This window comes from Paraburkholderia nemoris, assembly GCF_905221015.1.
Taxonomy (GTDB): domain Bacteria; phylum Pseudomonadota; class Gammaproteobacteria; order Burkholderiales; family Burkholderiaceae; genus Paraburkholderia; species Paraburkholderia nemoris.
In genome coordinates this window covers 17236-40468 of record NZ_CAJNBO010000001.1, presented here as the reverse complement: position 1 = coordinate 40468, position 23233 = coordinate 17236, and the positions used below count along the sequence as shown (strand labels likewise).

26 protein-coding genes and 2 pseudogenes are annotated in these 23233 nt (G+C 62.3%); 13 read left to right on the top strand and 15 right to left on the bottom strand.

Features of this window, described 5'->3' with window-relative positions; genetic code table 11:
- Nucleotides 1–90 precede the first annotated feature (90 nt).
- Genes KHO33_RS00205 through aroQ form a run of 3 tightly spaced genes read right to left on the bottom strand, consistent with a single transcriptional unit; the run spans nucleotide 91 to nucleotide 2859 of the window.
- Entirely contained in the window at nucleotides 91–1461 is a 1371-nt protein-coding gene (locus tag KHO33_RS00205) for an MFS transporter (protein WP_093645333.1), read from the bottom strand.
- A gap of 46 nt (nucleotides 1462–1507) precedes the next feature.
- Nucleotides 1508–2407 (bottom strand): shikimate dehydrogenase, encoded by a 900-nt coding sequence (locus tag KHO33_RS00200; RefSeq protein WP_200562231.1) that lies wholly within the window; start codon nucleotides 2405–2407, stop codon nucleotides 1508–1510.
- Nucleotides 2404–2859: a type II 3-dehydroquinate dehydratase gene (gene aroQ / locus KHO33_RS00195; RefSeq protein ID WP_093645328.1), complete on the bottom strand. Its 456-nt coding sequence runs from the start codon at nucleotides 2857–2859 to the stop codon at nucleotides 2404–2406. The genes KHO33_RS00200 and aroQ overlap by 4 nt, the downstream gene beginning before the upstream one ends.
- Before the next feature lie 321 nt (nucleotides 2860–3180).
- Between aroQ and KHO33_RS00190 the strand changes: the two genes are divergently transcribed.
- The 3 genes from KHO33_RS00190 to KHO33_RS00180 all read left to right on the top strand — a co-directional run bounded on the left by KHO33_RS00190 (nucleotide 3181) and on the right by KHO33_RS00180 (nucleotide 6032).
- Entirely contained in the window at nucleotides 3181–5064 is a 1884-nt protein-coding gene (locus tag KHO33_RS00190; protein ID WP_200562233.1) for a bifunctional sugar phosphate isomerase/epimerase/4-hydroxyphenylpyruvate dioxygenase family protein, read from the top strand.
- Nucleotides 5065–5282: 218 nt separating this feature from the next.
- Nucleotides 5283–5615 carry a hypothetical protein gene (locus tag KHO33_RS00185; protein WP_054039046.1) on the top strand — a complete coding sequence of 111 codons (333 nt, stop codon included), beginning with the start codon at nucleotides 5283–5285 and terminating at the stop codon, nucleotides 5613–5615.
- 156 nt (nucleotides 5616–5771) lie between these two features.
- Entirely contained in the window at nucleotides 5772–6032 is a 261-nt protein-coding gene (locus KHO33_RS00180) for a hypothetical protein (protein ID WP_054039100.1), read from the top strand.
- A 20-nt stretch (nucleotides 6033–6052) separates the two neighbouring features.
- On the opposite strand, the gene KHO33_RS00175 is transcribed toward KHO33_RS00180, so the two are convergent.
- The 5 genes from KHO33_RS00175 to KHO33_RS00150 all read right to left on the bottom strand — a co-directional run bounded on the left by KHO33_RS00175 (nucleotide 6053) and on the right by KHO33_RS00150 (nucleotide 10978).
- The gene (locus KHO33_RS00175) at nucleotides 6053–6382 is read right to left on the bottom strand and encodes a hypothetical protein (protein WP_200562235.1); all 330 of its coding nucleotides are present in this window, start codon (nucleotides 6380–6382) and stop codon (nucleotides 6053–6055) included.
- Nucleotides 6383–6394: 12 nt separating this feature from the next.
- Entirely contained in the window at nucleotides 6395–7162 is a 768-nt protein-coding gene (locus tag KHO33_RS00170) for an AraC family transcriptional regulator (protein ID WP_054039102.1), read from the bottom strand.
- A gap of 147 nt (nucleotides 7163–7309) precedes the next feature.
- Nucleotides 7310–8914, bottom strand: coding sequence for an FAD-dependent oxidoreductase (locus tag KHO33_RS00165; RefSeq protein WP_234480415.1), 1605 nt, complete (start codon nucleotides 8912–8914; stop codon nucleotides 7310–7312).
- A complete protein-coding gene (locus tag KHO33_RS00155) occupies nucleotides 8907–10034 on the bottom strand; it encodes an NAD(P)/FAD-dependent oxidoreductase (protein WP_200562319.1) in 1128 nt (375 codons plus the stop codon). Before KHO33_RS00155 ends, KHO33_RS00165 begins: the two co-directional genes overlap by 8 nt.
- Nucleotides 10031–10978: a 4-hydroxyproline epimerase gene (locus KHO33_RS00150; RefSeq protein ID WP_200562237.1), complete on the bottom strand. Its 948-nt coding sequence runs from the start codon at nucleotides 10976–10978 to the stop codon at nucleotides 10031–10033. Before KHO33_RS00150 ends, KHO33_RS00155 begins: the two co-directional genes overlap by 4 nt.
- Nucleotides 10979–11333: 355 nt before the next feature.
- Here KHO33_RS00150 and KHO33_RS00145 point away from each other — a divergent pair, with 355 nt between their 5' ends.
- Complete coding sequence (locus tag KHO33_RS00145; RefSeq protein ID WP_200562239.1) at nucleotides 11334–12239, top strand: dihydrodipicolinate synthase family protein; 906 nt, start codon at nucleotides 11334–11336, stop codon at nucleotides 12237–12239.
- A gap of 79 nt (nucleotides 12240–12318) precedes the next feature.
- Here KHO33_RS00145 and KHO33_RS00140 read toward each other — a convergent pair whose 3' ends face one another.
- Nucleotides 12319–13038, bottom strand: coding sequence for a response regulator transcription factor (locus KHO33_RS00140; protein ID WP_200562241.1), 720 nt, complete (start codon nucleotides 13036–13038; stop codon nucleotides 12319–12321).
- A 407-nt stretch (nucleotides 13039–13445) separates the two neighbouring features.
- Between KHO33_RS00140 and KHO33_RS00135 the strand changes: the two genes are divergently transcribed.
- The gene (locus KHO33_RS00135; RefSeq protein WP_200562243.1) at nucleotides 13446–14747 is read left to right on the top strand and encodes an MFS transporter; all 1302 of its coding nucleotides are present in this window, start codon (nucleotides 13446–13448) and stop codon (nucleotides 14745–14747) included.
- 143 nt (nucleotides 14748–14890) lie between these two features.
- Complete coding sequence (locus KHO33_RS00130) at nucleotides 14891–16465, top strand: MFS transporter (protein WP_234480416.1); 1575 nt, start codon at nucleotides 14891–14893, stop codon at nucleotides 16463–16465.
- A 51-nt stretch (nucleotides 16466–16516) separates the two neighbouring features.
- On the opposite strand, the gene KHO33_RS00125 is transcribed toward KHO33_RS00130, so the two are convergent.
- From KHO33_RS00125 to KHO33_RS00105, 6 genes and pseudogenes are all read right to left on the bottom strand, one after another.
- A complete protein-coding gene (locus KHO33_RS00125) occupies nucleotides 16517–16789 on the bottom strand; it encodes a hypothetical protein (RefSeq protein ID WP_054039060.1) in 273 nt (90 codons plus the stop codon).
- A gap of 64 nt (nucleotides 16790–16853) precedes the next feature.
- Nucleotides 16854–17285 (bottom strand): DoxX family protein, encoded by a 432-nt coding sequence (locus KHO33_RS00120; RefSeq protein WP_200562247.1) that lies wholly within the window; start codon nucleotides 17283–17285, stop codon nucleotides 16854–16856.
- A 210-nt stretch (nucleotides 17286–17495) separates the two neighbouring features.
- A pseudogene (locus KHO33_RS42760) lies at nucleotides 17496–17579 on the bottom strand (VOC family protein); the annotation flags it as partial.
- A 21-nt stretch (nucleotides 17580–17600) separates the two neighbouring features.
- Nucleotides 17601–18065 carry an RbsD/FucU family protein gene (locus KHO33_RS00115; RefSeq protein ID WP_168435985.1) on the bottom strand — a complete coding sequence of 155 codons (465 nt, stop codon included), beginning with the start codon at nucleotides 18063–18065 and terminating at the stop codon, nucleotides 17601–17603.
- A 121-nt stretch (nucleotides 18066–18186) separates the two neighbouring features.
- The gene (locus KHO33_RS00110; protein ID WP_200562249.1) at nucleotides 18187–18447 is read right to left on the bottom strand and encodes a hypothetical protein; all 261 of its coding nucleotides are present in this window, start codon (nucleotides 18445–18447) and stop codon (nucleotides 18187–18189) included.
- A gap of 30 nt (nucleotides 18448–18477) precedes the next feature.
- Nucleotides 18478–18846, bottom strand: coding sequence for a nuclear transport factor 2 family protein (locus KHO33_RS00105; protein ID WP_054039068.1), 369 nt, complete (start codon nucleotides 18844–18846; stop codon nucleotides 18478–18480).
- 292 nt (nucleotides 18847–19138) lie between these two features.
- On the opposite strand from KHO33_RS00105, the gene KHO33_RS00100 reads away from it, so the two are divergent.
- The 7 genes and pseudogenes from KHO33_RS00100 (at nucleotide 19139) to flhC (ending at nucleotide 23173) form a co-directional block, all read left to right on the top strand.
- Complete coding sequence (locus KHO33_RS00100) at nucleotides 19139–19510, top strand: type II toxin-antitoxin system RelE/ParE family toxin (protein WP_211629143.1); 372 nt, start codon at nucleotides 19139–19141, stop codon at nucleotides 19508–19510.
- Complete coding sequence (locus tag KHO33_RS00095) at nucleotides 19507–19809, top strand: addiction module antidote protein (protein WP_054039070.1); 303 nt, start codon at nucleotides 19507–19509, stop codon at nucleotides 19807–19809. Before KHO33_RS00100 ends, KHO33_RS00095 begins: the two co-directional genes overlap by 4 nt.
- 163 nt (nucleotides 19810–19972) lie before the next feature.
- Nucleotides 19973–20851: a helix-turn-helix domain-containing protein gene (locus KHO33_RS00090; RefSeq protein ID WP_054039107.1), complete on the top strand. Its 879-nt coding sequence runs from the start codon at nucleotides 19973–19975 to the stop codon at nucleotides 20849–20851.
- A gap of 93 nt (nucleotides 20852–20944) precedes the next feature.
- The gene (locus tag KHO33_RS00085) at nucleotides 20945–21475 is read left to right on the top strand and encodes a GNAT family N-acetyltransferase (protein ID WP_200562251.1); all 531 of its coding nucleotides are present in this window, start codon (nucleotides 20945–20947) and stop codon (nucleotides 21473–21475) included.
- Between the two features lie 50 nt (nucleotides 21476–21525).
- Nucleotides 21526–21775 (top strand): annotated as a pseudogene (locus KHO33_RS00080) (YeeE/YedE thiosulfate transporter family protein); the annotation flags it as partial.
- Between the two features lie 493 nt (nucleotides 21776–22268).
- Entirely contained in the window at nucleotides 22269–22589 is a 321-nt protein-coding gene (flhD, locus tag KHO33_RS00075; protein ID WP_007177882.1) for a flagellar transcriptional regulator FlhD, read from the top strand.
- A gap of 14 nt (nucleotides 22590–22603) precedes the next feature.
- The gene (gene flhC, locus KHO33_RS00070) at nucleotides 22604–23173 is read left to right on the top strand and encodes a flagellar transcriptional regulator FlhC (RefSeq protein ID WP_054039111.1); all 570 of its coding nucleotides are present in this window, start codon (nucleotides 22604–22606) and stop codon (nucleotides 23171–23173) included.
- Nucleotides 23174–23233: the final 60 nt, after the last annotated feature.

Here is a 23233-nt window from a genome sequence, read left to right as displayed (position 1 = left end):
GGCAAACCTGAAACAAAAAAGCGGGACCTGGTGTTAGCCAGGTCCCGCTTTTTTTTGCCCAATGAAAGCCGTTCGAACGATACGTGCCGTTTAATCCACCAGCACGATCCGCTTGATATCGCCGACGATAAAGATGTACGACAGCGCGCCGATCAACGCGATCGCGCCGATGAACACCAACGCACCGACAAACGAGCCGGTTGCCGCGACGATGAAACCCACCACCAGCGGCGTGACAATGCCGGCCAGATTGGCGGCAAAGTTGAAGATGCCGCCGGTCACGCCAAGCAGACCATCCGGCGCAATGTCCGACACCAGCGTCCAGCCCAGCGCCGCCATCCCCTGCGCGAAAAACGCCACCGACAGAATCGCGATCACCGCCACGTTGCTCTCGACATAGTTGGCGAGAATGATCGTCGAGGCGAGTAGCAAGCCGGCGATGATCGGCAGCTTGCGCGCCACGTTCGGCGACTTGCCGCGGCGCAGCAGCCAATCGGAGAAGATGCCGCCGAACATCACGCCGATCGACGCGGCAATGAACGGCATGATCGCGAAGAAGCCGATCTTCAGCCATGCCATATGGCGTTCGGTGGCGAGATACGTCGGGAACCAGGTGAGGAAGAACACGAGCGTCGAGTTACCGGCAAATTGGCCAAGGCAGATGCCGGCCAATTGACGATGCTTGAGCAGGCGCCCGATGGTGCGCCATTCGAAACCGCTCTTCGCCGATGCGGCCGGTGCGCCGGAAACATCGGCGTCCTTCTTGCTGTGCGTCAGACCGCCGCCTGCTTCGATATAGTCGAGCTCCGCCTGATTGACGGACGGATGATCGTGCGGTTCGCGATAGAACATCCACCAGATCACACCGAATACGAGACCCACGCCGCCCACCACGTAGAACAACGAACGCCAGCCGAACGTACCCATCAACATGAACAGGAACGGGCTGAAAAACGCGAGGCCGATATATTCGCCGACCGTGTAGGTGCCGGTCGCCATCGCGCGTTCGCTCTGTGGGAACCATGTGGCCACCACGCGGCTATTGGTCGGAAAACACGGCGCTTCCGAAACGCCGAGGCCGAGCCGGAACACGAACAACGCGCCGATGCCATGCACGAGCCCTTGCGCGAGGGTGCACAGCGACCAGAACGTCATCGAGAGGAAATACGTGAGCTTGCTGCCGAAACGGTCGAGAAACAGACCGCCCGGAATCTGCGAGGCCACATAGCTCCACGAGAACACGGAGAACAGCAGGCCCATGAGCGCGGCGTTGATGCCGAGTTCCTTGGTCAGTTGCGGCGCCGCGATACCGAGCACCGTGCGGTCCAGATAGTTGATCATTGTGCCGACCGCTAGCAGCGAGAGAATCTGATAGCGGGCTTTCGAGCGGCGCGCGGTGCTTACCGTGGCAGCCGTTTGGCGAGTTGCTTCGGCGGGCGTGGAATGAATGGGTTGTGGCATGGCGTCTCTGTCTCCTCGGTCGGGTTACGTACCGGATATGTAGGGCTTATGTGCTACTGGCCTGGCGTTGCAACAAGGACTGGAAATGCGTGTACACGCGCTCCGCGTCGGGTTCCAGACCCGTGAAGATGCGCATCGCGTCGACCGCCTGATATACCGCCATCCCGCCGCCGCTCAGCGTGCGGCAGCCGAGTTCTTCGGCGGCCTGCAGCAGCGTGGTGCGGATCGGGAAATAGACGATGTCCGCAACCCATAAATCGCGGTGCAGCAATTCAACCGGCAGCGGCAAGCCAGGCAATTTCGCCATGCCGGTGGGCGTTGCGTGAATCAGGCCGTTAGCGGCGGCCAGCGATTCTGCGAGCGAACTGCCGGCACCGACGTTGGAGGCGGGGAAACGCTTCTGCAATTCCGCGGCGAGCGATGCGGCGCGCTCGGCGTCCACGTCGAATAGCGTGAGTGTTTGCGCGCCCATGGTCAGCGCGGCATGCGCGACCGCTGCGCCCGCGCCGCCCGCGCCCAGTTGCACGACGCGTTCCAGCGATACGTCCGGCAGGCCGCGTTGAAACGCACGCGCGAAACCGGACCAATCGGTGTTGTGGCCGATACGTTTGCCGTTCTTGAACAGAACCGTGTTGACCGCGCCGAGTGCGCGCGCGTCATCGGAGAGTTCGTCGAGCAGCGGAATCACGGCCTGTTTGCAGGGGTACGTGATGTTCAGCCCGTTGTAGCCCATGCGTTCGGCTGAAACGAGCAAATCGGAGAGCGCCGTGATGTCCAGCTTCAACGCTTCCAGATCGATGCGTCGATACACATAGTGCAGGCCGAGTTTGCTGCCCTCTTCCTCATGCATCGCGGGGCTAAGCGATCCGCCGATGCCCGAACCGATCAGACCGACGAGAAACGATTGTGGGCTCGCTTGTGCGTTCATGTTCGCTTGTGCGTTCATTTGGCCGCCCTATTCTTAAGGATGACCGCCATCCGCTCCAGAGCGAGCACATAGCCTTGCGTGCCGCAACCGACGATGATCGCCTCGGCCACCGCCGATACGTACGAGTGATGCCGGAACGCTTCGCGGCGATGCACGTTTGAAATATGCACTTCGATGACGGGCTTTTCGATCGCAGAGAGCGCGTCGGCGATCGCCACCGAGGTATGCGTGTAAGCCGCTGGATTGATCACGATACCGTCGACCTTGCTGCGCGCCGCATGCAGCCAGTCGATGAGTTGGTGTTCCGCATTCGATTGGCAGAAATCGACCGACAGATCCAGCCGCTCGCCCGCGTCGCGGCAGAGCCGCGCGACGTCGTCGAGCGTTTCCGAACCGTAGATGGCCGGCTCACGCGTGCCGAGCAGGTTGAGATTCGGTCCGTTGAGGACCAGCACTGAGGCAAAACTCATGACGACCACTCCTGCAAAAGTAAGGCATAAAGCGGGCCACAGCACGCGCTGCGGCTCTACAACGTAATCGCAGTGTGCGCGCATTGCCCGAAATCGTCATTCGGGGTTTATACGAATTTGTACCATCTAGTTAGTTTGTATAGACTGTCGGGAAATTCCGCTAATATGGGCGCTTCTGGCCTGCGACCTACTGGTTGACGGTAACTAGCTAGACCATTTTGCGCATTGCAGCATAGCGGAGCGCAAGACATGCGGACGCCGCACAGCGGCCGCTTCGTGCGGGTCCCAATAGCCGTTTCATTGTTTTTGCAGGAGCCGTTCATGCAACGTTCGATTGCCACCGTGTCGATTAGCGGGACCCTCGTCGAAAAGCTGACCGCAATCCAGGCGGCGGGCTTCGAAGGCGTCGAAATCTTCGAGAACGACCTGCTGTATTTCGACGGCTCACCCGCCGACGTGCGGCGCATCGCCGAGGATCTCGGGCTGAAGATCATGCTGTTCCAGCCGTTCCGCGATTTCGACGGCGTCAGCGCGGAGCGCCTCGAACGCAATCTGGATCGGGCGAAGCGCAAGTTCGACGTGATGCACGAACTGGGTACGGACCGGATTCTGGTGTGCAGCAACGTCTCGCCCGACACCATCGGCGACGATTCGCTGATGACCGACCAGCTCGGCGCGCTGGCCCGCGCGGCCGAAGCGGCCGGCGTGATCGCCGGCTATGAGGCGCTCGCGTGGGGCAAGCACGTGAAGACCTACCGCCACGCGTGGAAACTCGTCAACGCAGTCAATCATCCGAATCTGGGGCTCGTGCTCGACAGCTTCCATACCCTGTCGCTGAACGATACGGTGGACGCGATCGCCGATATCCCGGGCGACCGTATCGCCTTCGTGCAGATTGCCGATGCGCCGAAGCTCGCCATGGACGTGCTGGAATGGAGCCGCCACTACCGCTGCTTCCCGGGCCAAGGCGATTTCGATCTGGCAGGCTTCACCGCCCAGGTCGTGAAAACCGGCTACTCAGGGCCGCTTTCGCTCGAAATTTTCAACGACGGTTTTCGCGCCGCACCAACCGCCATCACCGCGGCGGACGGCCATCGCTCATTGCTGTTCCTCGAGGAACAGACTCGGGCGCTGCTTGAATCCACCCGGCAGCCGGTCGGCGAGCTCTATCGATCGCCCGCCGCGCCCGCGCACGTCGGCTATCAGTTTCTCGAGTTCGCGGTCGACCACACCACCCGCGCGCATCTCGTCGACTGGCTCGGCAAGCTGCGCTTCCGTCAGGCCGGCCAGCATCGTTCGAAAGATGTGACGCTGTTTCAGCACGGCGCGGCGTCGATCGTGCTGAATGCTGAACCGGATTCATTCGCCAATGCCTTCTTCCAGCAGCATGGTTTGTCGCTGTGCGCGTCGGCATTTCGCGTGGATGACGCCAATCAGGCATTCGAGCGCGCCGCCGGGTTCGGCTATGCCCCGTTCTCGGGCCAGATCGGCCCGAACGAACGCGTGCTGCCGGCCGTGCAGGCGCCCGACGGCAGCCTGAACTACTTCGTCGACGAGACACCGGACCAGCCCACTCTGTTCGAAGCCGATTTCGTGCTCACCGATGTCAACGGTCCAACCGAAGTGGGGCCGCTCGCGCGCATCGACCATGTCTGCCTGTCGGTGCCGGCGCCTTCGCTGGATACGTGGGTTCTGTTCCTGCGCACCGCGCTCGGCTTCCAGGCCGAGCCGAGCGTGCTGGTGCCCGACCCTTACGGGCTGGTGCGCAGCCGCGCGCTGCGCAGTCATGACGGTTCGGTGCGCATCGTGCTGAACGCCTCGGTGGACCATCACACGGCAGTGGCCGAAGCCTTGCACACCTACCACGGCTCGGGCCTGAATCACGTCGCATTCAGCACCGGCGATATTTTTAGCGCAGTTCCCGAATTCGTCGCCGACGGTCTGCCGGTGCTCCGCATTCCGCGCAATTACTACGACGATCTTGCGGCTCGCTATGCGCTGCCGGACGAAACGCTCGAGGCGCTGCGCGCGCACAACATCCTGTACGACCGCGACGAACGCGGTGGCGAGTTCTTCCACGCTTACACAGAACAACTGGATCAGCGCTTTTTCCTCGAGATCGTCGAACGACGCGGCGGCTACGACGGTTATGGCGCGGCCAATGCTGCCGTGCGGCTCGCAGCGCAGGCTCAGCGCCGCAAGTAGGCGTTTGCGGCCGGCAATGCTGGTGGGGGCTGGTGTGTTGCGGTTCGCGGCCCTTCACCCGCGAATTCAGGCAGATCGGGCACGGCCCATGCTCCATCGGCTCAAGCGGGCGCGCCGCACCGATATAATGGCGTTTGATCCGCGGCCCGACGCCGCGCGCACTCTGCCCCATGCGGGTGTGACGCGAACCGTCAGCCGAATGAAACGCCAGGAGAGATATGAAGAAGTTTGCCGTAGTTCTGTCAGTTCCCCTGCTTCTCAGCGCTTGCGCGTACTTCCAGAAGAATCCGGATGCTGGCGAGCCCGTCACGGACACCACCACGCAACGCTCGGTCAACGACGTAGTCGCCTGCCTGACGCAAGTGGCGACGAGCCACAACGCCGCGTTCAAATCGACCCAGATCCCGCAGGGTCAGATGCTCGATTTCGGCGACTCGAATATCGTCAAGGTGCGCAGCGACAACGGCGCAACGACTTATCGCTTCTACGCGGGCAAACGCCACGTGAACAATCTGTGGATTGAATCGGCGAGCAAAACTTGCGCGCCGTAAGGTAAGCAATGGCAACAATCGGCCAGGTGTAACGGTCGGTAACTTGTTCCGGCGCAATCATAGTGTCACGGTGTTACATCACAATGGTGTCTTAAGAATCGTTTAAGACTTCATCCGCATGATCCATCCGACACTAATCCGCACAAGGTGCGCTTCATGAACCAGCCCGATCAAAACACGAATGACTCGCCCGCACCGGCGAAAAAGCCCACGATTCTGCGTCGCTTGCTGAGCCACCACGAACTGGCGACGCTGCTGCTGTTGCTGCATGCGCCGATCGATGCCTCCGCGAAACCCGAGATTCCGCAGCTTCACGAAGCCGGACTGATCGAAACGATCTCCGGCGATGCAGGCGACTCGCATATCCGTCTGACACCCGAAGGCAATGCAGTGCTGCGCGGACTCGGCGTGAAATAAGGCGCGTTTTAAATTTTTAGTTACGCCTGCCAGACGCCGTACCCCGCCTCGCGTAGTCCAATCGCCAACTCCACTTCCATATCCTGTGCGCCGCGGTAAGGCATCGGATTGTAAACTTCATACAATTCAGGCATGAGGCGCAGACCGTAATCGCGCACATAGCGATTTGCCTGAATATCGGCCTTGTGCCGGTCGAATCTCAGATCCGGGTCCAATCCCGTCATTCCCACATACACGCACGGCTTGTCGAACCGGTAATCCGGATTCGCGCGGCGAAAGCGCGCCTCGTTCCAGACGGTGTCGTCCAGTGCGACGACATAGACGTAGTAATTATGCTTGCGACGAACCATGTGCGCGGCGGCTCAGCTTCGCGAGGTTCCGTGCAGCAGCATCCGGTACTCGGTCGGCGTGACGCCGACGGTCGCCTTGAATTGACGCGTAAAAGCGCTGTGGTCGGTGTAGCCGCAAAGTGCGGCGACGTCCGTGACCTTGTCGTGTGAAACCAGCAATGCGGTGGCGGCGTCCAGCCGCGTTTTCAGCAGAACCTGGCGCGGCGTCAAATGAAACACTTTGTGAAAGTAGCGCTCCAGTTGCGCCACCGACATATCCGCCATTGCAGCAAGCTGTTTCAGATTCAGCGGCTGCACATAGTTTTCCTGAATGGATTGCACCACTTCAGCCAGCCGGCTGTAAGCGGGATGACTGCTTTCGTCCGCTTTCAGGTCACGGGAGATGCCCGCGAGGCCGACCACCTTACCCGCCGGATCGCGCAGCGGCTGCTTGCAGGTCAGACACCAACCGGGCTGACGGCCGGGATACAGGTGCAGCTCCAGCTGATCGATCATCTGGCTGCCGACGTTGATGATCGCTTTGTCCTGGGCGGTGTAGATACGGCCAAAACGGTGCGGGAAGACGTCCTCGGCGGTCTTGCCGAGCAGCGCGGACTTTTCCTTGAAGCCACAGCGCGAAGCCAGCGTGCGATTGACCAGCGCATAGCGGGCCTGCGCGTCCTTGACGAAGAACACGACGTCCGGCATCGCATCGAACACGGGCTCGAGTAGCGTGAAATGCGACAGCATGCCGGACAGCGTTGCGTCGTCCGGTTCGAGCGGATGAGCCAGCGTGTTCATCGTGCGGGTTCCGAGGTCGGTGCGGTTGTACGTTGGGTGCGTTGGTGCGTTCACCCGCCGCGCAACTACACGGGTTGGCACTTGCGGTCGATTATAGGGCCACGCGCTGCTGAGAATATCCAGCGGACGAATGGATGACGGTGTCATTCAGCGGGCTGACTCATCCTCGCTAATTGCCATCAACGTGCCGATTTGCGCCGGACTGAACGGCGGGCGCGGCGCTGCAGCTTGCCAGCCTAGATACAGAGAAGCCGCGGCGCCGCAGATACGGCCCTGGCATGCGCCCATCCCGCAGCGGGTATGCAGCTTGGCTTCGCGCCAATCCGGATAGGCGCGCACCTCGCCGAGGCTGACGTCTTCGCAACGGCAGAGCAGCGTGGCGTCGTCGGGTGGCGTGCGCGCGGCGGTCTGCAAGGCAAAGGCCGCTTCGACGCGACTCGCGAAACGGCGCCATCGGGTTCGTTGCGCAAGCAGCGCGGTGGCGTTTTCCGGGATGCCGCTTGCTAAGCCGCCGCTCGCGGCTAGCCCGGCAATCTCTCCCTCCACACCCGCCAGTTCCGCGCCGCCGACGCCCGTGCATTCGCCTGCCGCCAGCACGCCGTCGACCGAAGTCCTCTGTTCACCGTCGACGACGATCTCGCCCGCTTCGGTGATCGCACAGCCGAGCGCCTGCGCAAGCGTGATGTTCGGCACGAGTCCATAGCCGCAGGCGATACGGTCGCAGTCGAGCGTCGACTCCTGCTGGCCGCGCCGGATCGTCACGCGCTCGACGCGGCCATCGCCATGCGCTTGCCGGACGATGCTGCCGGTCCAGTAACGCACGCCCGCGAAGCCGCGCGTCATGGAAAAGGCTTGCCGCAACTTCGCCGGCTCGCCTAACAATGAGACTCCGAAGCGGGCGACCTGAAGCGCCGATGCCTGCTCGACTACCGCCACCACCTCCGCCCCGGCAGCACGCGCGGTGGCCAGCGCCGCGATCAGCAATGGACCGCTGCCTGCAATCACGATCCGTTCGCCGCGTACCGGCATGCCGCCTTTGATGAGTGCCTGCAGTGCGCCCGCACCGGTCACGCCGGGCAACGTCCAGCCGGCGAATGGCAAGAGCCGCTCGCGCGCGCCGGTCGCGAGGATCAATCGATCGTAGCTGATCGACACGCCACCATGCTCAGCCGACTCGAGCAGCAAACCTCGCGGACTCAAAGGCGCGATCACGCGAGTCGACGGCGAAAGGGTGACATTGGTTTGCGTCTTCAAAGCGCCGAGCAGGCCTTGTAGCGGCACTTGCTGCAGATGGCCGGGACCTTGCCGCCAGATTTGACCGCCGGCGCGCGGATTGTCGTCGAGCACCGCGACTGTGGCGCCCTCGCGCGCCGCTGCATGCGCGGCGTTCAGTCCGGCTGGACCGGCGCCTACCACGACGACGTCGAAGTGATGCTTCATCTTTTTTCTGTGGTGGTGGGGGGTGCTGGTCGCACCGGTCGCATTGGCCGCAGCCGCGCCAGTGCAAACCATCTGCCCTTCGCGGCAAAGCGTCTGGCATGCCAACACATGCGCCCGGCCGTCGATCGTGACGCGGCACTCCTGGCACACGCCCATCCCGCACAGCGCTGCACGCGGCTCGCCGCTGACCGACGTCCGCGTACGGCCCGCGCCCGCCATGGCAAGCGCCGCGGCCACGATCGTGCCGGCTTCGACCTCGACGCTTCTACCGTCGATCGTCAAGTGAAGGTACGTTGCATCGGCGTCAGCCATGGGCCACCTGTTGCGCAAAACGGACCGGCAAGTACGGCTCGACGGGAATCGGTGCAGTGTTCCCAGTGATCTGCGCGGCGAGCAACTTTGCCGTTGCCAGCGAGGTCGTCACGCCAAGGCCCTCATGTCCAACCGCAAGCCACACGCCGGGTGCAATATCACCGGCCGGACCGATCAACGGCAAACCGTCCGGCGACGCAGCACGAAAGCCGGTCCACGCGCGAATGCCATTGAGCGTCGGCAGGATCGGCAGATAGCATGCCGCGCGTTGCAGCATCTGTGCGAGCACCGGCATGTCGACGGCAGGATCGGTTGTATCGAACTGCCGCGACGAGCCGATCAGCAACTGGCCTGTAGGCCGCGGCTGCGCGTTGAACGCCACCGAGGTGCCGGCCGCATGATGCGCGCTCTTGATGTAGCCCAGTTCGAGCAGTTGATGGCGAATGAGTCCGGGATAACGGTCGGTGATCAGCAGATGACCTTTTTTCGGTTGCAACGGCAGCGACCGCAGCAGTTGCTGAGCGCCCAGACCGTTGGCCACGATCACATGCTCCGCGCTAATGCGCTCGCCGTCGGCCAGCGTCACACCACCCGCGTTGATTGCGGCCACCCGCGTACCGAGCCGCACGCGGATCTTCTCGACTCCTGACGATTGCGTCAGCAGCCACTCGGCAACCGTGGGCGCATACACGATGCTGTCGTGCTCGATCCGCAGGCCGCCTGCCATCGATGCCGCCAGCGCCGGCTCGCACGCCCGCAGCGCGGCCGCGTCGAGCAGTTGAGCGGAGACACCCTGCGCTTCGAAGGCGGCATGCATGGCGCGGGCGGCTTGCCATTCCTCATCGTCGGCGGCGACCCACAAAGTACCGCAGCGCGCGAACGCGTCGCGCGTGCGCAGTTGCGGCGCGAGCGCCAGCCACAAGTCGCGCGAATAGCGGCTCAACGCGAATTCCACGGGCGAGTCGTTCATCACGACGATATGGCCCATGCCCGCCGCCGTCGCGCCGCCACCGATGCCCTGCGCGTCGAGTACCTCAACGCGCATGCCGAGCGCGGCCAGCTCCGCCGCGCAAGCCGCGCCGACAATGCCGGCCCCGACGATCAACGCATCCGCTGTCATGCCGTGCGGATGCCCCATGCGAACGGGTCGCGCTCGTCGAAACACAAACGCCCTTCGGCCATGATGTGCGCGTGGCCGGTGATAGTCGGAATCACCGAGACGCCATCGCCTACGTGACGATAGCTCGCCTCGAATACGCTGCCGATGATGCTCTCCTGCCGCCACACCGCGCCTTCGGCCAGCTTGCCGTCGGCGGCGAGGCAGGCGATTTTCGCGCTCGTGCCGGTACCGCACGGCGAGCGGTCATACGCGTTGCCGGGGCAGAGAACGAAGCTGCGGCTGTCGATACCGTCTCGCGAGCCGGGTCCGAAAAGTTCGATGTGGTCGATCAAGGCGCCGTCCGCGCCGGTGATGCGCTGCGCGATCAGTGCATCGCGGATTGCCGTACTGAACGTGGTCAGCTCGGGGATACGCGCCGCCTCAAGCGTGTGTCCGTGGTCGGCGACCAGAAAGAACCAGTTGCCGCCCCAGCCGATGTCGCCAGTCAGCATGCCGTGGCCCGGCACGTCGACCTGCACGCCTTGCCGGTAGCGAGACGCCGGCACGTTGCGCACGGCCACGCTGCCGTCCTCGTTGAGCGTCGCTTCGACGACACCGACCGGCGTCTCGATCCGATGCAGCCCCGGCCCGATCCGCCCCATGTGCGCGAGCGAGACGACGAGACCGATCGTGCCGTGCCCGCACATGCCGAGATAGCCGACGTTGTTGAAAAAGATCACACCGGCCGCGCACGCGGGGTCGTCCGGCTCGCACAGCAGCGCGCCGACCACCACGTCCGAACCGCGCGGTTCGGTGACGATGCCTGCGCGCCAGTCGTCGAAACGCGTGCGAAACACGTCGAGACGCTGTGCCAGCGTGCCGCCGCCAAGCGCTGGGCCACCCGACACCACCAGGCGGGTCGGTTCACCGCCGGTGTGCGAGTCGATGATGTCTAGGGTTTTCATGATGCAATGGTAGGAATACCGGGTGTCGAAGTCTTGGTGTGCATAATCGTGGATTGTGACGATTTCAGCATATCTTATCTGTCCATCTGCGCATGCGTCGACTATTGAAATCAGACGGGCACCGCCGCTGAACAGACTCTCTCGAGCGAACTCAGGAGCACACGTGAGGCCCGTTCCACATGGTTCCGACGTATTTTGCGTCCTATGCTGAAATAGCCGAGCCGCTTGACCTTGTCGGGTATGCAGGCACAGCTGCTATGCTGAAATCGTCATCCGCCACGCGTGAATCACGCAAGACGGCAGCATTTTCCCTGCTTACACTGCGCTTCGACTCAACACACTCAGGAGAGCAGTCGTGGCGCATATCTGGGAAGGCGTATTGCCCGCAGTTACCACCAAGTTTCACGCGGATTTCAGCATAGATCGCGAATGGACCGGCAAGAATATCGAGGCGCAGATCGACGCGGGTGTGGACGGCATCATCGTGTGCGGATCGCTCGGCGAAGCATCGACGCTCTCGCTCGATGAGAAGCTGCAAGTGCTCGACATCGCCGTCGAGGCCTCGCGCGGCCGTGTGCCCGTTCTGCTGACGATCGCCGAGAACAGCACGCTCGACGCATGCCGCCAGGCCGAAGCCGGCAGCCGGCATGGCGCGGCCGGTTTCATGGTGCTGCCCGGGTTGCGCTATCTGTCCGACCGCCGCGAAACGCTGCACCACTTTCGCAGCGTCGCCGATGCGAGCGCGCTGCCGCTGATGATCTATAACAATCCGCTGGCCTATGGCGTCGACATGACGCCCGAGATGTTCGCGGAAATCGCCGACGAAAAGAAGATCGTCGCGATCAAGGAATCATGCGGCGACGTGCGGCGCGTGACCGATCTGATCAACGTGGTCGGCGACCGCTTCGCGATTCTGTGCGGGGTCGACAATCTCGCGATGGAAGCGATATTGATGGGTGCGCATGGCTGGGTGGCCGGTCTCGTGTGCGCGTTTCCGCGCGAGACGGTGGTGATTTACAAGTTGCTGAAGGCGGGCCGTCTTGAAGAAGCGCGCGCGATCTATCGCTGGTTCGCGCCCCTGCTCGCACTCGACGTTTCGTCGAAGCTGGTGCAGAACATCAAGCTGGCCGAGACGATCGTCGGACTCGGTACGGAGCCGGTGCGGCCGCCGCGTTTGCCGTTGGCCGGAGATGAACGCAAAGCCGTTGAAACGTTGATCCGCCAGTCGATTGAAAACCGTCCGACGCTGCCGCAGGTTTAAGTTGCGGTTTGAGTTGCAGCAAGCTGATGGGTAGCCGCTCCCGGCCGCAGAGCAGCGCGGCCGGTGAGGTACCCGCTTGTCAGGCCGCCTGCTTTTCCGCGGCCGCTTCGCCTTGCCGCAGATGCAGCAGCCGATAACCGCTCTTGTAAACGGGTTGCAGCCGGAAGTCGTTTTGCGGCTCGATCTCAAGCAGCAAACGCAGGCGCGACACATGGCTGTCGATCGTGCGGGTGAACTCGCGGAACTCACGGCCCCACACCATCGCGAAGATATGGTCGCGCGACATCACGCGGCCAATATTGGAAAAGAACAGCGACGCCAACCGGTATTGCGTACCCGATAGCGGCACCGGCTGACCGCGCAGCATGACGAGCTGGCGATGCGTGTCGAAATGGTAGGGGCCGACATCGAAGCTCGCGGCGCTGAAACGGTCCGGATAGGCGCGGCGCAGTAAGGCCGCAACGCGCTCGCGGAACTCGCCTGGACGCAGCGGCAGCCCGACATAGTCGTCTGCCCCGCTGACAAAGGCGCGCACCACGCTGTCCTCCGACGTCTCGGCCGAAGCGAACAGGACCGGCAGGCGGTCGCCGCCAACGGCGCGCACCGACCTCAGGACTTCGGCGCCGGAGAGGCGAGTGCCTTGCCAGTCCAGCACCAGCATGTCCACGGTGGAACGGGCGAGCGCTTTCGACATGCTCAGACCGTCGTCGTAGACCATACAGGTATGGCCGGCACTCATGAGAATCTTTTCGATCGATTGACGCGTGACGGGGTCACGCTGAAGGATGGCAATGCGCATGGGATGACTCTTAACTGATAGCTCGGACGCGATTCTCAGAGGGACGCCCAAGCCATCCCATAGGAGCATTCCTAATTTGCGCGTCAATCGCCCCCTTCCGACCCGTGTGTGCTGCATTCCTACACGCGACCGCTGCGTCTCGCACGACACACAGGCCAGCCGTCCTGGCTGCCTTCGAAAAACCCCGTTTCGGGAACTTTTCCCAATCTAATTAAGCACTTCCCGAAGCGATCGGCTTTCATCCTGTAAAATCGCCGCCCTGGCCCCAGTCGTCATCGCGCTTGCCCTATCCGGGCCGGCGCGCCGGTGTCCCGTGCTCTACCCAGCGCTTGCCACACTTCTCGCCCGACGACCGCCGTTTTTCCACGCGCTACGTGCGGTTTCCAATTCAAGACAAGACACAAGCAATGCAAGCGACAAATCTGGGTGGAGCGCAGGCTGTCACCCCACGCCCTCTTGGGCGAAGCGATTACAAGACGCTCGGTCTCGCCGCGCTCGGCGGGGCGCTGGAGTTTTACGACTTCATCATCTTCGTATTCTTTGCGCCGGCGATCGGCCAGTTGTTCTTCCCCGCCGCGATGCCGGACTGGCTGCGTCAGGTGCAGACCTTCGGCATCTTCGCGGCCGGCTATCTGGCCCGGCCGCTCGGCGGCATCATCATGGCGCACTTCGGCGACCTGTTCGGCCGCAAGCGCATGTTCACGCTGAGCGTGCTGCTGATGTCGGTGCCGACGCTGATGATGGGTCTGCTGCCCACCTACGCCAGCATCGGCGTGATGGCTCCGGTCTTGCTGCTGGTGTTCCGCGTGATGCAAGGCGCGGCGGTCGGCGGCGAAGTACCGGGCGCATGGGTGTTCGTCTCCGAGCACGTGCCGCAGCGGCACATCGGCTATGCGTGCGGCACACTGACAGCCGGCCTCACGGCTGGCATCCTGCTCGGCTCGCTGATCGCCTCGGCGGTGAACCGCAACTTCGCGCCGGCGGAAATCTCCGCCTACGCATGGCGCATTCCGTTCCTCGTGGGTGGCGTCTTCGGCATGTTCTCGGTTTATCTGCGCCGCTGGCTGCATGAGACGCCGGTGTTCGCCGAGCTCAAGCAACGCAAGGCGATCGCCGCGGAAGTGCCGCTCAAGGCCGTGCTGCGCGACCACGGCCGCGCCGTGATCGTGTCGATGCTGCTCACGTGGATGCTGTCGGCTGCGATCGTCGTGGTGATTCTGATGACGCCGACGCTGCTGCAGAAGCAGTTTCATATCGCGCCGGCCACCGCGTTGCTGGCGAACTGCGTGGCGACGCTGTGCCTGACGATCGGCTGCGTGATGGCGGGCTCGATTGCCGGCCGCATCGGCGCGGGGCGCACGATTTTCATCGGCGGCCTCGCGCTGGCCGTGACGTACTACGTGATGTTCCAGCAGCTTGCCGTCGATACGTCGGCGCTGGTGCCGCTGTACGCCGTGGCCGGCCTGTTCGTCGGTGTGATCGGCGCGATTCCGTTCGTGCTGGTGAAGGCATTCCCGCCGGTCGTGCGATTCTCGGGCATCTCGTTCTCGTATAACGTTGCCTACGCAGTGTTCGGCGGCCTCACGCCGATCGCCGTTTCGCTGATGATGAAGTCGAACCCGATGGCCGCGCCGCTGTATGTCGGCGCGATCTGCATTGTCGGGGCGTTGACTACGCTGCTCATCAAAGACGCGCCGCAAGCGCGCTAATCAAGCTGTTTTGTAACGGCGCACCGCCTGGTGCGCCGTTGTTTCAATCGGCTTCACGCTCAGCCTTTCCGGCAATTGCGGCAACATCGACACTTCACGCCGCCGCGAAACATCGTGCGCCGCATCGGCCTACGATGTGTCTCATGAACTCTTCCAATACCCCCGTCTCGCCCAGCCTCGGCCGCGTCCTTGCGACCGTCAGCATCGGCTTCGTCGTCACGCAACTCGACGTGACCATCGTCAACATCGCTCTGCCGAAGATCGGCGCGGACCTGCATGCGGACGTCGCGGGCCTGCAGTGGGTCGTCGACGCGTACACACTCGCGTTCGCCGTGCTGATGCTTTCGGCGGGCGCGCTTGGGGACCGGCTCGGCACACGGCGCATGTACGCGGCCGGCATCGTGCTGTTTGCGCTCGCGTCGCTCGCCTGCGGACTCGCGCTCGACGCCACCATGCTGGTCGCCGCGCGCGCCGTGCAAGGCATCGGCGCCGCCGCCATGCTGCCGAACTCACTGGCGCTGCTCAATCAGTCATACGGCCACGATCCGAAGCTCCGGGCACGTGCAGTCGGGCTGTGGACCGCCGCCGGTGCGATTTCGATCGCGGCCGGACCGGTGGTTGGTGGCGTGCTGATCGCGGCATTCGGCTGGCGCAGCATCTTTCTCGTCAACCTGCCGATTTGCGTAGCTGGTTTGCTGGCGACGTTGCTTTGGGTGCCGCGGTCCGGGTCCACAGGAAAAGACGCGCAAGCAGCGGCTTCGTCTCCTGCTACGACCACGACTGGTACTCGTACGAGGACTGGGACGGGGGCAACGGGGGACACTGCCGCGAGAACTCCGGCTGGAGCTACGGCAACGGCATCGGCTACGGCCACAGCAATCCCGCGTGGCATCGATCTGAGCGGCCAGGCCCTTGCGATCGTGGCACTCACCGCCTTCGTCGCCGCTGTGATCGAATGGCGGCCGCTGGGGCTGAGCCATCCGCTGGTCGCCGGCGGTTTCATACTCGCGCTGATCTCGGCCGGCGCATTTATCGTCGTGGAATCGCGTGTCGCGACACCGATGCTGCCGCTCTCGCTATTCAGCAAGCGCACCTTCAATGCAGCGGTGCTGTTCGGCATCTGCGTGAATCTGACGTACTACGGCATGGTGTTCGTGCTGAGCCTGTATTTGCAGCGCGTACGCGGCTATACCCCGCTGCAGGCGGGCCTCGCGTTCCTGCCGTTGACGGGTGGCTTTCTGCTCTCGAACGTAGCAAGCGGCTGGGTGGTCGGACGCTTTGGCGTACGTGTGCCGATGATCGCCGGCGCGATCACTGCGGGGCTCGGCTATGGCCTGCTGCATTTCGTCGATGCGTCTACGCCGCTCGTCGGCTTGCTGTTGCCGTTCCTGCTGATTCCGTCCGGGATGGGTCTCGCGGTTCCGGCCATGACGACCGCCGTGCTGGCTTCCGTCGAAGCGCAGCGCGCGGGCACTGCGTCCGCCGTGCTGAATACCGCCCGGCAAGCAGGCGGTGCGGTGGGTGTGGCCGCTTTTGGCGCGTTGGCGAGCGGCGCAGCCGCCACGCAGATCGTTGCGGGGATGCAGGCCGCGACGGCCGTCTCGGTCGGTCTGCTGGTGCTCGGTGGCGTAATGGGGTGTCTCGTGCATCCGGAACCGCACGCGTCGGCCTCGACGCCGCACAAGATCGGTTCCGGGCACGTGGGTGAATCGCGCTGATCGTCTCTTCGGTTGACCAGCGCGGTTCGGCAGCACTGCCTCCGCACGGACTTACAGCGGCGCTTCCTGAATCGTGCCAGTGTCGATCGCACGCTCGATCAGCCCTTCGTTTTGTGCCTTGGCGATCGCGTCGGCAATCAACTTTTCCGGCTGTTCAATTTCGGCCTTGATCGTGCTGATAAAACCCGATGCGTCCAGAACCACCAGTGTTTTCGCCGAATCGGCAAGGCTGATGATGACGCGATGCGGCGTAGGCCCTTCGCCCAGACTTGCACACAACTGCGTGACCTTGCCGCCAATGGTTTGCTCAAAACTTTGAATCATTATTTGCTCCCTTGATTACGGCCACAATCAAAAGCGACCTGCACAGACTACCTCAATTGCGTGATCAGAGATTCAGCCCGCCGCGTGGCGAGCGCGCGCCGTCGATACTGATTCGGCCCGCTCCAGTCACGAACAGCAGCAGGAAACCACCCGCGATACCGATGTTTTTCCAGAAGTGGATCACCATATCGCGTTGCAAAGCGGGATCGGTAACATTCCAGAAATCGTGGCCCAGCACTGCGGTTGCCACGGTGTAGACGGCCATGATGACCGCGAGCGGACGGATCTTGAAGCCGACGATCAGCAACAGGCCGCCGAGTGCCTCGACCGCTGTTGCGATCGGCGCGGCGACCTGGACGAGCGGCACACCCTTCGCATTCAGATAGCCGACAAAGCCCGCATAGCCCAGCAGTTTCATCACGCCGCCCCACAAAAACAGCACGGCAAGGGCAATACGCGCGATGAGGATGACGCCGGAATCGACGGGACGCGTCATGAGGGGCTCCTGTAAATGAATAAGCAGCAGACCCGGCCAGACGGCCGCAGTTCCCCACTTTGCACCTGAGAATAGGTGCACTGCCCGCCTTTTCCAAGGCTGCGCCGGCATGAACTGCGCAATCCGCGCCGTCTCAAGGGAGGGGAAACGGTGTCCGAGCGCACAGCGCGTGCCCGATCGTGCACGCCACGGACAGTATCAGCGCCGTGCCTAAGCGCGGGGATATGTCGCGACCTCGGACAGATTGCCATCCGGATCGCGGCACTACACCGAGGTCATCTTGCCGCGTGCGCCGTAGTGAGGTGCTGTTAGGTGCTATTGCTGCGGCGCATCCGGCGCGAGCAGGACACCCTTCGTAAAAACGAAGCAGCCGTAACCGCGCTCTTCGCCGGTAGCGATCACGCAATAGGCTTTGCGCGCCCGCTCATAGAAAGCGAAACGTTCGACCGAAGCAAACGGCACCTCGCGTCCTTCCGCCGCATTGATTTCGATCTGCACTTCGCGCTGAACGGCAGGAATCGTATTCGGTTCGCCCACCACTTCCATGCGCGACGCAGGACGCTCGATGAAGGTATCGAGCGGCATCACCGACAGGATCGCGCGAATGGCACGCGGTGCGTTCACACCATCGAGGCGCAGCAGCTTGCCCAATACCGTCTCCTGCGCAACGGACGCACCTGGAAAGTTGGCATCGCAAACCACCAGTTCGTCGCCATGCCCCATCGAGCGTAGCGCATGCAGCACATCGGCATTCAGCAGCGGGTCCAGATTCTTCAGCACGGTGTCTCCTTGAGGTTCGGTTGGCCGCCAGCCACCCGGGTTCGAGCGGATTGCCCTTGTGGCGCGTCGCGATCGATTGTAGCAAGACCGTGGCGCACGGTCCGTGGCCTGCTGCTCACGGTCAATTCGCCTTTCCACACGATGCGGCGAGCGGCATTCCGCGACACCGCCACCGCAGCCATCCAACCAACGCTAGCAGCACGAGACCCGCGCCACCCAGCACCGGCTCGCGCCAGGCCAGCAACGCCGTGAAGGTGAACGCGCGCGTGCCGGCCAGCAGAGCGAAGCCGGCGATCGCGCTGGAGAGCGCGTCGACAGCGCCCGACAGGCGCGCGACCGTGAGGACAGTACCGGGAGCCGTGACGGCAACGGACTCGTGCATGATCGTCTCCGTGAAAAAACTTGCGAGTGCTCAGGTAGCGGCAGGGACCTGGTCGAGGAAACCGGTCACCGCCTGCAGGCGGCCATGCGTGTCGAGCACGCCGAAGTCGGATCCCTTGACGATCGCCTCGCCGGCCGGTGTGGTGAGCGCCCACGAAAAACGCAGGCGGTTCGCGAAACCGTCGACTTCCGTCGTGCGGTGAAACGTGTGATGCGGGAAGCGTTCATGGACCGCACGGATCATCGCGTCGATGCCGTCATGGCCCGCGCCTGCCAGCAGCGGATCGCGATAGTCGGCATCGGCAGTCCATGTCGCGGCGATCAGTTCGCGGCGGCGCACTGCATCGGTTTCATTCCATGCGTCGAAATAACGGTCGATCAGATCGGTATGCGCATTCATCTCAGACTCCTTGATTGGCACGACTGAGCACTACGCTCGGCAGACACGTTGTATGCGGCGGGCTCGGAGTGAAGATTGACGGCCCGAGCGCGGCGCGTCGATTACGTGGGAGGTAAGCATCCGGATGCACCGGCGTGAAGAACCACGCGTTTTGTCCACCGGATTGGCCATCCGGCCGAGTCGTCACCGGCTGCGTCAGCCGCTAACCTCATGGCGGAATTGGGGGCCGCGCAGCGTCGACTCGCGGCATGTGACGAACTGAATGGGCGCGGACACAAGCCGCTTTTTTAATATGGTTTTCACACTTGCAAGACCGTATCCACCAGGATACACTCATCAACAAATCGGTTCACCGCCTGTGTACACGGTCAAGCGCACCGAGGAATTCGACCACTGGCTTGCCGGCCTCTCAGACTTGAGGGCGAGAGCCAAAATCCTGGTGCGGGTCCGGCGTGCTGAGCGAGGTCATTTCGGCGACGTCAAGTTGCTGGAAGACGGTGTATCCGAGATGCGCATCGATTGCGGGCCCGGCTATCGGGCCTACTTCGCGCGCGAAGGGCGCATGGTGTTCCTGCTGCTCTGCGGTGGCGATAAATCCACGCAGCCAGCCGACATCAGGCATGCCAAATCAATGTGGGCAGACATCAGAAAGGAACTGTCATGAGCAAAGTCAAAACCGCACGGTTCGACGCATCGCATTACCTCGATAGCGAAGAGATGATCGCCGAGTATCTCAACGCAGCACTGGAAGAAGGCGACGCCGACCTCCTCCTCGCCGCGATCGCCGACATCGCAAAAGCACGCGGCATTGCGAAGGTTGCGGCCGACGCTGGACTCGGCCGCGAAAGCCTTTATAAAACACTCGCGCCCGGTTCCAAACCGCGTATGGATACGGTGTTCAAACTGCTGCGCGCGCTCGGCGTCAAACTCAACGCCGTGCCGGAAGGCGTGGCGCCCGCCTGATTCGCGCCTGGCGTGTTGTCGCTTGGGGTAACGGTAACGCCCTGAATGAGCTGCGTATTCATGGGTGCTCCTACGCTTTCTCGGATATTCCTGGACATTCCCGGGGTATTCCATTACCTGTCAGGTAATGGATCGCTAACGCGCTTTGGCTATCATCGGCAACATGAACACACTCTCTCTTGCACAAACCATCCCGTCGAACAGGCCGACGGCAAGCCGCACGGTCGGCGATCTGCTGCGCGAATGGCGGCAGCGGCGAAGAATGAGCCAGTTGCTGCTCGCCGCTGAAGCCGATATTTCAACGCGGCATCTGAGCTTCGTCGAATCGGGCCGTGCGGTGCCCAGCCGGGAAATGGTTATGCATCTCGCGGAGCGGCTCGACGTGCCGCTGCGCGCGCGCAATGCGCTGCTGATTGCGGCGGGTTATGCGCCGCTGTTCCGCGAACGCCCGTTGACGGACCCGCAGTTAGCCGCCGCACGCGAGGCAGTCGAGTTGGTGCTCAAAGGTCACGAGCCGTATCCGGCTCTTGCGATCGACCGTCACTGGACCATCGTTGCCGCGAACAATGCGCTTGCGCCGCTGCTTGCAGGCGCAAGCCCGGAACTTCTGAAACCACCGGTCAATGCGATGCGACTGAGCTTGCATCCGGAAGGCATCGCGGCGTCGATCGTCAACTGGCATGCCTGGCGCGCGCACGCGCTGTCCCGACTCCAGCGACAAATCGACGTGAGCGGTGACGACACGTTAAGCGCACTGCGCGACGAACTCGCCGCATATCCCGCTCCGCCCGGCGCGGAAGCAGCCGACCACGACGACACCGCGGGCAATCAGATCGCCGTGCCGCTGCGTTTACGCACGCCGATCGGCGTGCTGTCGTTCTTCAGCACGACCACGGTATTCGGCACACCGGTAGACGTCACACTGTCGGAGCTTGCTATTGAAGCCTTCTTTCCCGCCGATCAGGAAACCGCCGCGGCGTTGCGCGAGTTTGCCGTGAGCCAGCGCGCCGAAGGCCAAGACGCTGAAGCCGCGAAACCATAGCAACACTGCTGAACCGCAGAAACCCAAAGAGCAACATCGAAAGCCGAGTTGTTCTCGCTTGCAGCGCCATTCAAACCAAACGGAGAGACCCACTTGATCAACAGCGCCCTACTGGTACGCCAACTCGGCGCCGACGACCGCGACGCCTACTTTCAGCTTCGCCTGCGCGGACTGAAGGCGCATCCGGAGTCGTTCGGGCAAAGCTACGAGGAAGCGGTGGCCAGGGGCGCAGCCCGGCACGATGCGATTTTGCAAGGCACGCGCGCAGCCGAAGGCGACTTTTTGCTCGGTGCTTATGAATCGGCCAATGCCCCGTTGATCGGCGTGGTGGGATTGCTGCGTAACCAGAGCGACAAGGAACGGCACAAGGCCTCCGTCGTCGGTATGTATGTCGCGCCGGAAGCCGCGGGGCGCGGCGTCGGGCGCGCCTTGCTTAATGAATTGCTGGCGCGAGCGGCACAGGTAGAAGGTCTACGGCAAATCCAGTTGATGGTGGGTAGCCGCAACGAGGCAGCGCGCAAACTCTATGAGTCGCTTGGCTTTCGCAAATATGGCTGCGAGGTCGACGCATTGAACGTCGGCGGAGTGTTTCACGACGCTGATCTGATGGCGCGCTTCATGTAACAGCTATCTGTAACAGCAATCGGACGCCAATCCGGGTCTCGGGGCTTACGGCCCGCTCGCTGGTCGCGGCGGTGACCGGCGGCCTGATGCTCGGCTACGGAGCCCCGTCTGGCCTACGGTTGTAACATCGGCGCCTGTTTCAGCGGCACCGTGTCAGGCAGCTTGTACGGCTGGCTGTGGCTGGTCGCCGCCTTCGTCGGCAACGTACTCGGTACCCGCCTGCGGCCGGTGTTCGGCCTCAAAGTCGGACGGATCCGCGCAAACGGTTGCGAGAAGTTACAAATGCAGCCTCGTTTGTAACTGGGGCTGCATCAACCTGTTACACGCCTGATTTGTCCCCATAGCAGCACCAACGAACGGTATTTATTACTTTCAATTGGGCTCGCTTTCTATTTCCTTTCTGATTCAATCCTGATTTTCCGGCTCTCGGCCAGGCCCACGCCATTGCTCAGATGAATGAGTCTAATGCCCACCACACAAGGGTTTTCATGGATCAGACAAAATTCTCAGGCAACAAAAAAACCACAAAGCATCGTCTATTACAGGACTGTGAAAGACTTACCGAAATTTGATGTATCTTTTTGAGATATTTTTTTGAGAAGGGATTGATTTCTTGTTTTGCCCTTCATACAATTCGACCCAAGCTGTTACGAAATGTAACGCGATGTATCAAAAAGTCGCCGTCTGTATCAGGTGGTGACATGTAGCCGGAGGACAACGTTTCCGGCGAGGCACAAAAGACATAACGGCAAAAAAAGCCGACTTAGTAATTCGGGGCTTCGGAAAACAGAAAATGGACCGTAGCAGCGAGACGCTGGATTCAATCCGCGAGATCAACTTGTCTTACATCATGCTCGCGCAACGTATGTTGCGTGAGGACAAACCGGTCGGGATGTTCCGACTGGGACTGTCGTCGGAACTGGCTGATTTGCTTGCCGGGCTATCGCTCGCGCAGATCGTCAAGCTGGCCGCTTCCGATCAGCTTTTGTGCTTCTTCCGCTTCAACGACCACTCGATGTTGTCGGCGTTGACGCAAACGACGAAGCACACAGCAGTTGCACCGACTCACGCGGCGATCCTGCTTGCAGGCCAGCCTGCTGAGCAGTTTGCTTAATCGAGGTGACCGCGATGCTTAAGCGTAGCCTGACGGAAGACGCACAAGAAGTATTCCGTGCCATCGCGCTGATTGAACTCGGCGCGCGCATGCAGGTGCTCGAAAGCGAGTTGACGCTTTCGCGCGACCGCATGATCCGCCTGTACCGCGAGGTCAAAGGTGTGTCGCCGCCCAAGGGCATGCTGCCGTTCTCGGCGGACTGGTACATGACGTGGCTGGCGAACATCCACGCGTCGTTGTTCTACAACACGTATCTGTTCCTGAAGAACGAAGCGCGCTGCTCGCACCTGGATGCGCTGACTAAAGGGTATCGGCTGTATCTGGAACATTGCCAGCACAGCGATTCCGAACCGGTGCTGGATCTCACGCGGGCATGGACGCTGGTGCGTTTCTTCGACGCCGACATCCTGCAGCTGACGAAATGCTGCCGTTGCACCGGCAAGTTCGTCGCGCACAAGCACGACCTCCAACACAACGTGGTGTGTGGCGCATGCCAACCGCCATCGCGCGCCGGCAAGACCAAAAAGGCAGCCGCCGCTCGTCAGGAAGCGCTCGAAGCAGCGCAGATCGCGCAAGCCGCCTGAGTTATGTGGAATCGATGAGGGCCGGTCCAGCCTGATTCGAACCGAAGCACCTTGGAAAAA

What these genes read in the sequence shown, in the direction of transcription:
- KHO33_RS00155 (WP_200562319.1), bottom strand. Translation starts at nt 10,034, where the DNA reads ATGACAGCGGATGCGTTGATCGTCGGGGCCGGCATTGTCGGCGCGGCT.
- KHO33_RS00185 (WP_054039046.1), top strand. Translation starts at nt 5,283, where the DNA reads ATGAAGAAGTTTGCCGTAGTTCTGTCAGTTCCCCTGCTTCTCAGCGCT.
- KHO33_RS00175 (WP_200562235.1), bottom strand. Translation starts at nt 6,382, where the DNA reads ATGGTTCGTCGCAAGCATAATTACTACGTCTATGTCGTCGCACTGGAC.
- KHO33_RS00105 (WP_054039068.1), bottom strand. Translation starts at nt 18,846, where the DNA reads ATGAATGCGCATACCGATCTGATCGACCGTTATTTCGACGCATGGAAT.
- KHO33_RS00180 (WP_054039100.1), top strand. Translation starts at nt 5,772, where the DNA reads ATGAACCAGCCCGATCAAAACACGAATGACTCGCCCGCACCGGCGAAA.
- KHO33_RS00140 (WP_200562241.1), bottom strand. Translation starts at nt 13,038, where the DNA reads ATGCGCATTGCCATCCTTCAGCGTGACCCCGTCACGCGTCAATCGATC.
- flhD (WP_007177882.1), top strand. Translation starts at nt 22,269, where the DNA reads ATGGACCGTAGCAGCGAGACGCTGGATTCAATCCGCGAGATCAACTTG.
- KHO33_RS00110 (WP_200562249.1), bottom strand. Translation starts at nt 18,447, where the DNA reads ATGCACGAGTCCGTTGCCGTCACGGCTCCCGGTACTGTCCTCACGGTC.
- flhC (WP_054039111.1), top strand. Translation starts at nt 22,604, where the DNA reads ATGCTTAAGCGTAGCCTGACGGAAGACGCACAAGAAGTATTCCGTGCC.
- KHO33_RS00135 (WP_200562243.1), top strand. Translation starts at nt 13,446, where the DNA reads ATGCAAGCGACAAATCTGGGTGGAGCGCAGGCTGTCACCCCACGCCCT.
- KHO33_RS00125 (WP_054039060.1), bottom strand. Translation starts at nt 16,789, where the DNA reads ATGATTCAAAGTTTTGAGCAAACCATTGGCGGCAAGGTCACGCAGTTG.
- KHO33_RS00200 (WP_200562231.1), bottom strand. Translation starts at nt 2,407, where the DNA reads ATGAACGCACAAGCGAACATGAACGCACAAGCGAGCCCACAATCGTTT.
- KHO33_RS00165 (WP_234480415.1), bottom strand. Translation starts at nt 8,914, where the DNA reads ATGGCTGACGCCGATGCAACGTACCTTCACTTGACGATCGACGGTAGA.
- KHO33_RS00150 (WP_200562237.1), bottom strand. Translation starts at nt 10,978, where the DNA reads ATGAAAACCCTAGACATCATCGACTCGCACACCGGCGGTGAACCGACC.
- KHO33_RS00095 (WP_054039070.1), top strand. Translation starts at nt 19,507, where the DNA reads ATGAGCAAAGTCAAAACCGCACGGTTCGACGCATCGCATTACCTCGAT.
- KHO33_RS00205 (WP_093645333.1), bottom strand. Translation starts at nt 1,461, where the DNA reads ATGCCACAACCCATTCATTCCACGCCCGCCGAAGCAACTCGCCAAACG.
- aroQ (WP_093645328.1), bottom strand. Translation starts at nt 2,859, where the DNA reads ATGAGTTTTGCCTCAGTGCTGGTCCTCAACGGACCGAATCTCAACCTG.
- KHO33_RS00090 (WP_054039107.1), top strand. Translation starts at nt 19,973, where the DNA reads ATGAACACACTCTCTCTTGCACAAACCATCCCGTCGAACAGGCCGACG.
- KHO33_RS00170 (WP_054039102.1), bottom strand. Translation starts at nt 7,162, where the DNA reads ATGAACACGCTGGCTCATCCGCTCGAACCGGACGACGCAACGCTGTCC.
- KHO33_RS00120 (WP_200562247.1), bottom strand. Translation starts at nt 17,285, where the DNA reads ATGACGCGTCCCGTCGATTCCGGCGTCATCCTCATCGCGCGTATTGCC.
- KHO33_RS00130 (WP_234480416.1), top strand. Translation starts at nt 14,891, where the DNA reads ATGAACTCTTCCAATACCCCCGTCTCGCCCAGCCTCGGCCGCGTCCTT.
- KHO33_RS00100 (WP_211629143.1), top strand. Translation starts at nt 19,139, where the DNA reads ATGGTTTTCACACTTGCAAGACCGTATCCACCAGGATACACTCATCAA.
- KHO33_RS00190 (WP_200562233.1), top strand. Translation starts at nt 3,181, where the DNA reads ATGCAACGTTCGATTGCCACCGTGTCGATTAGCGGGACCCTCGTCGAA.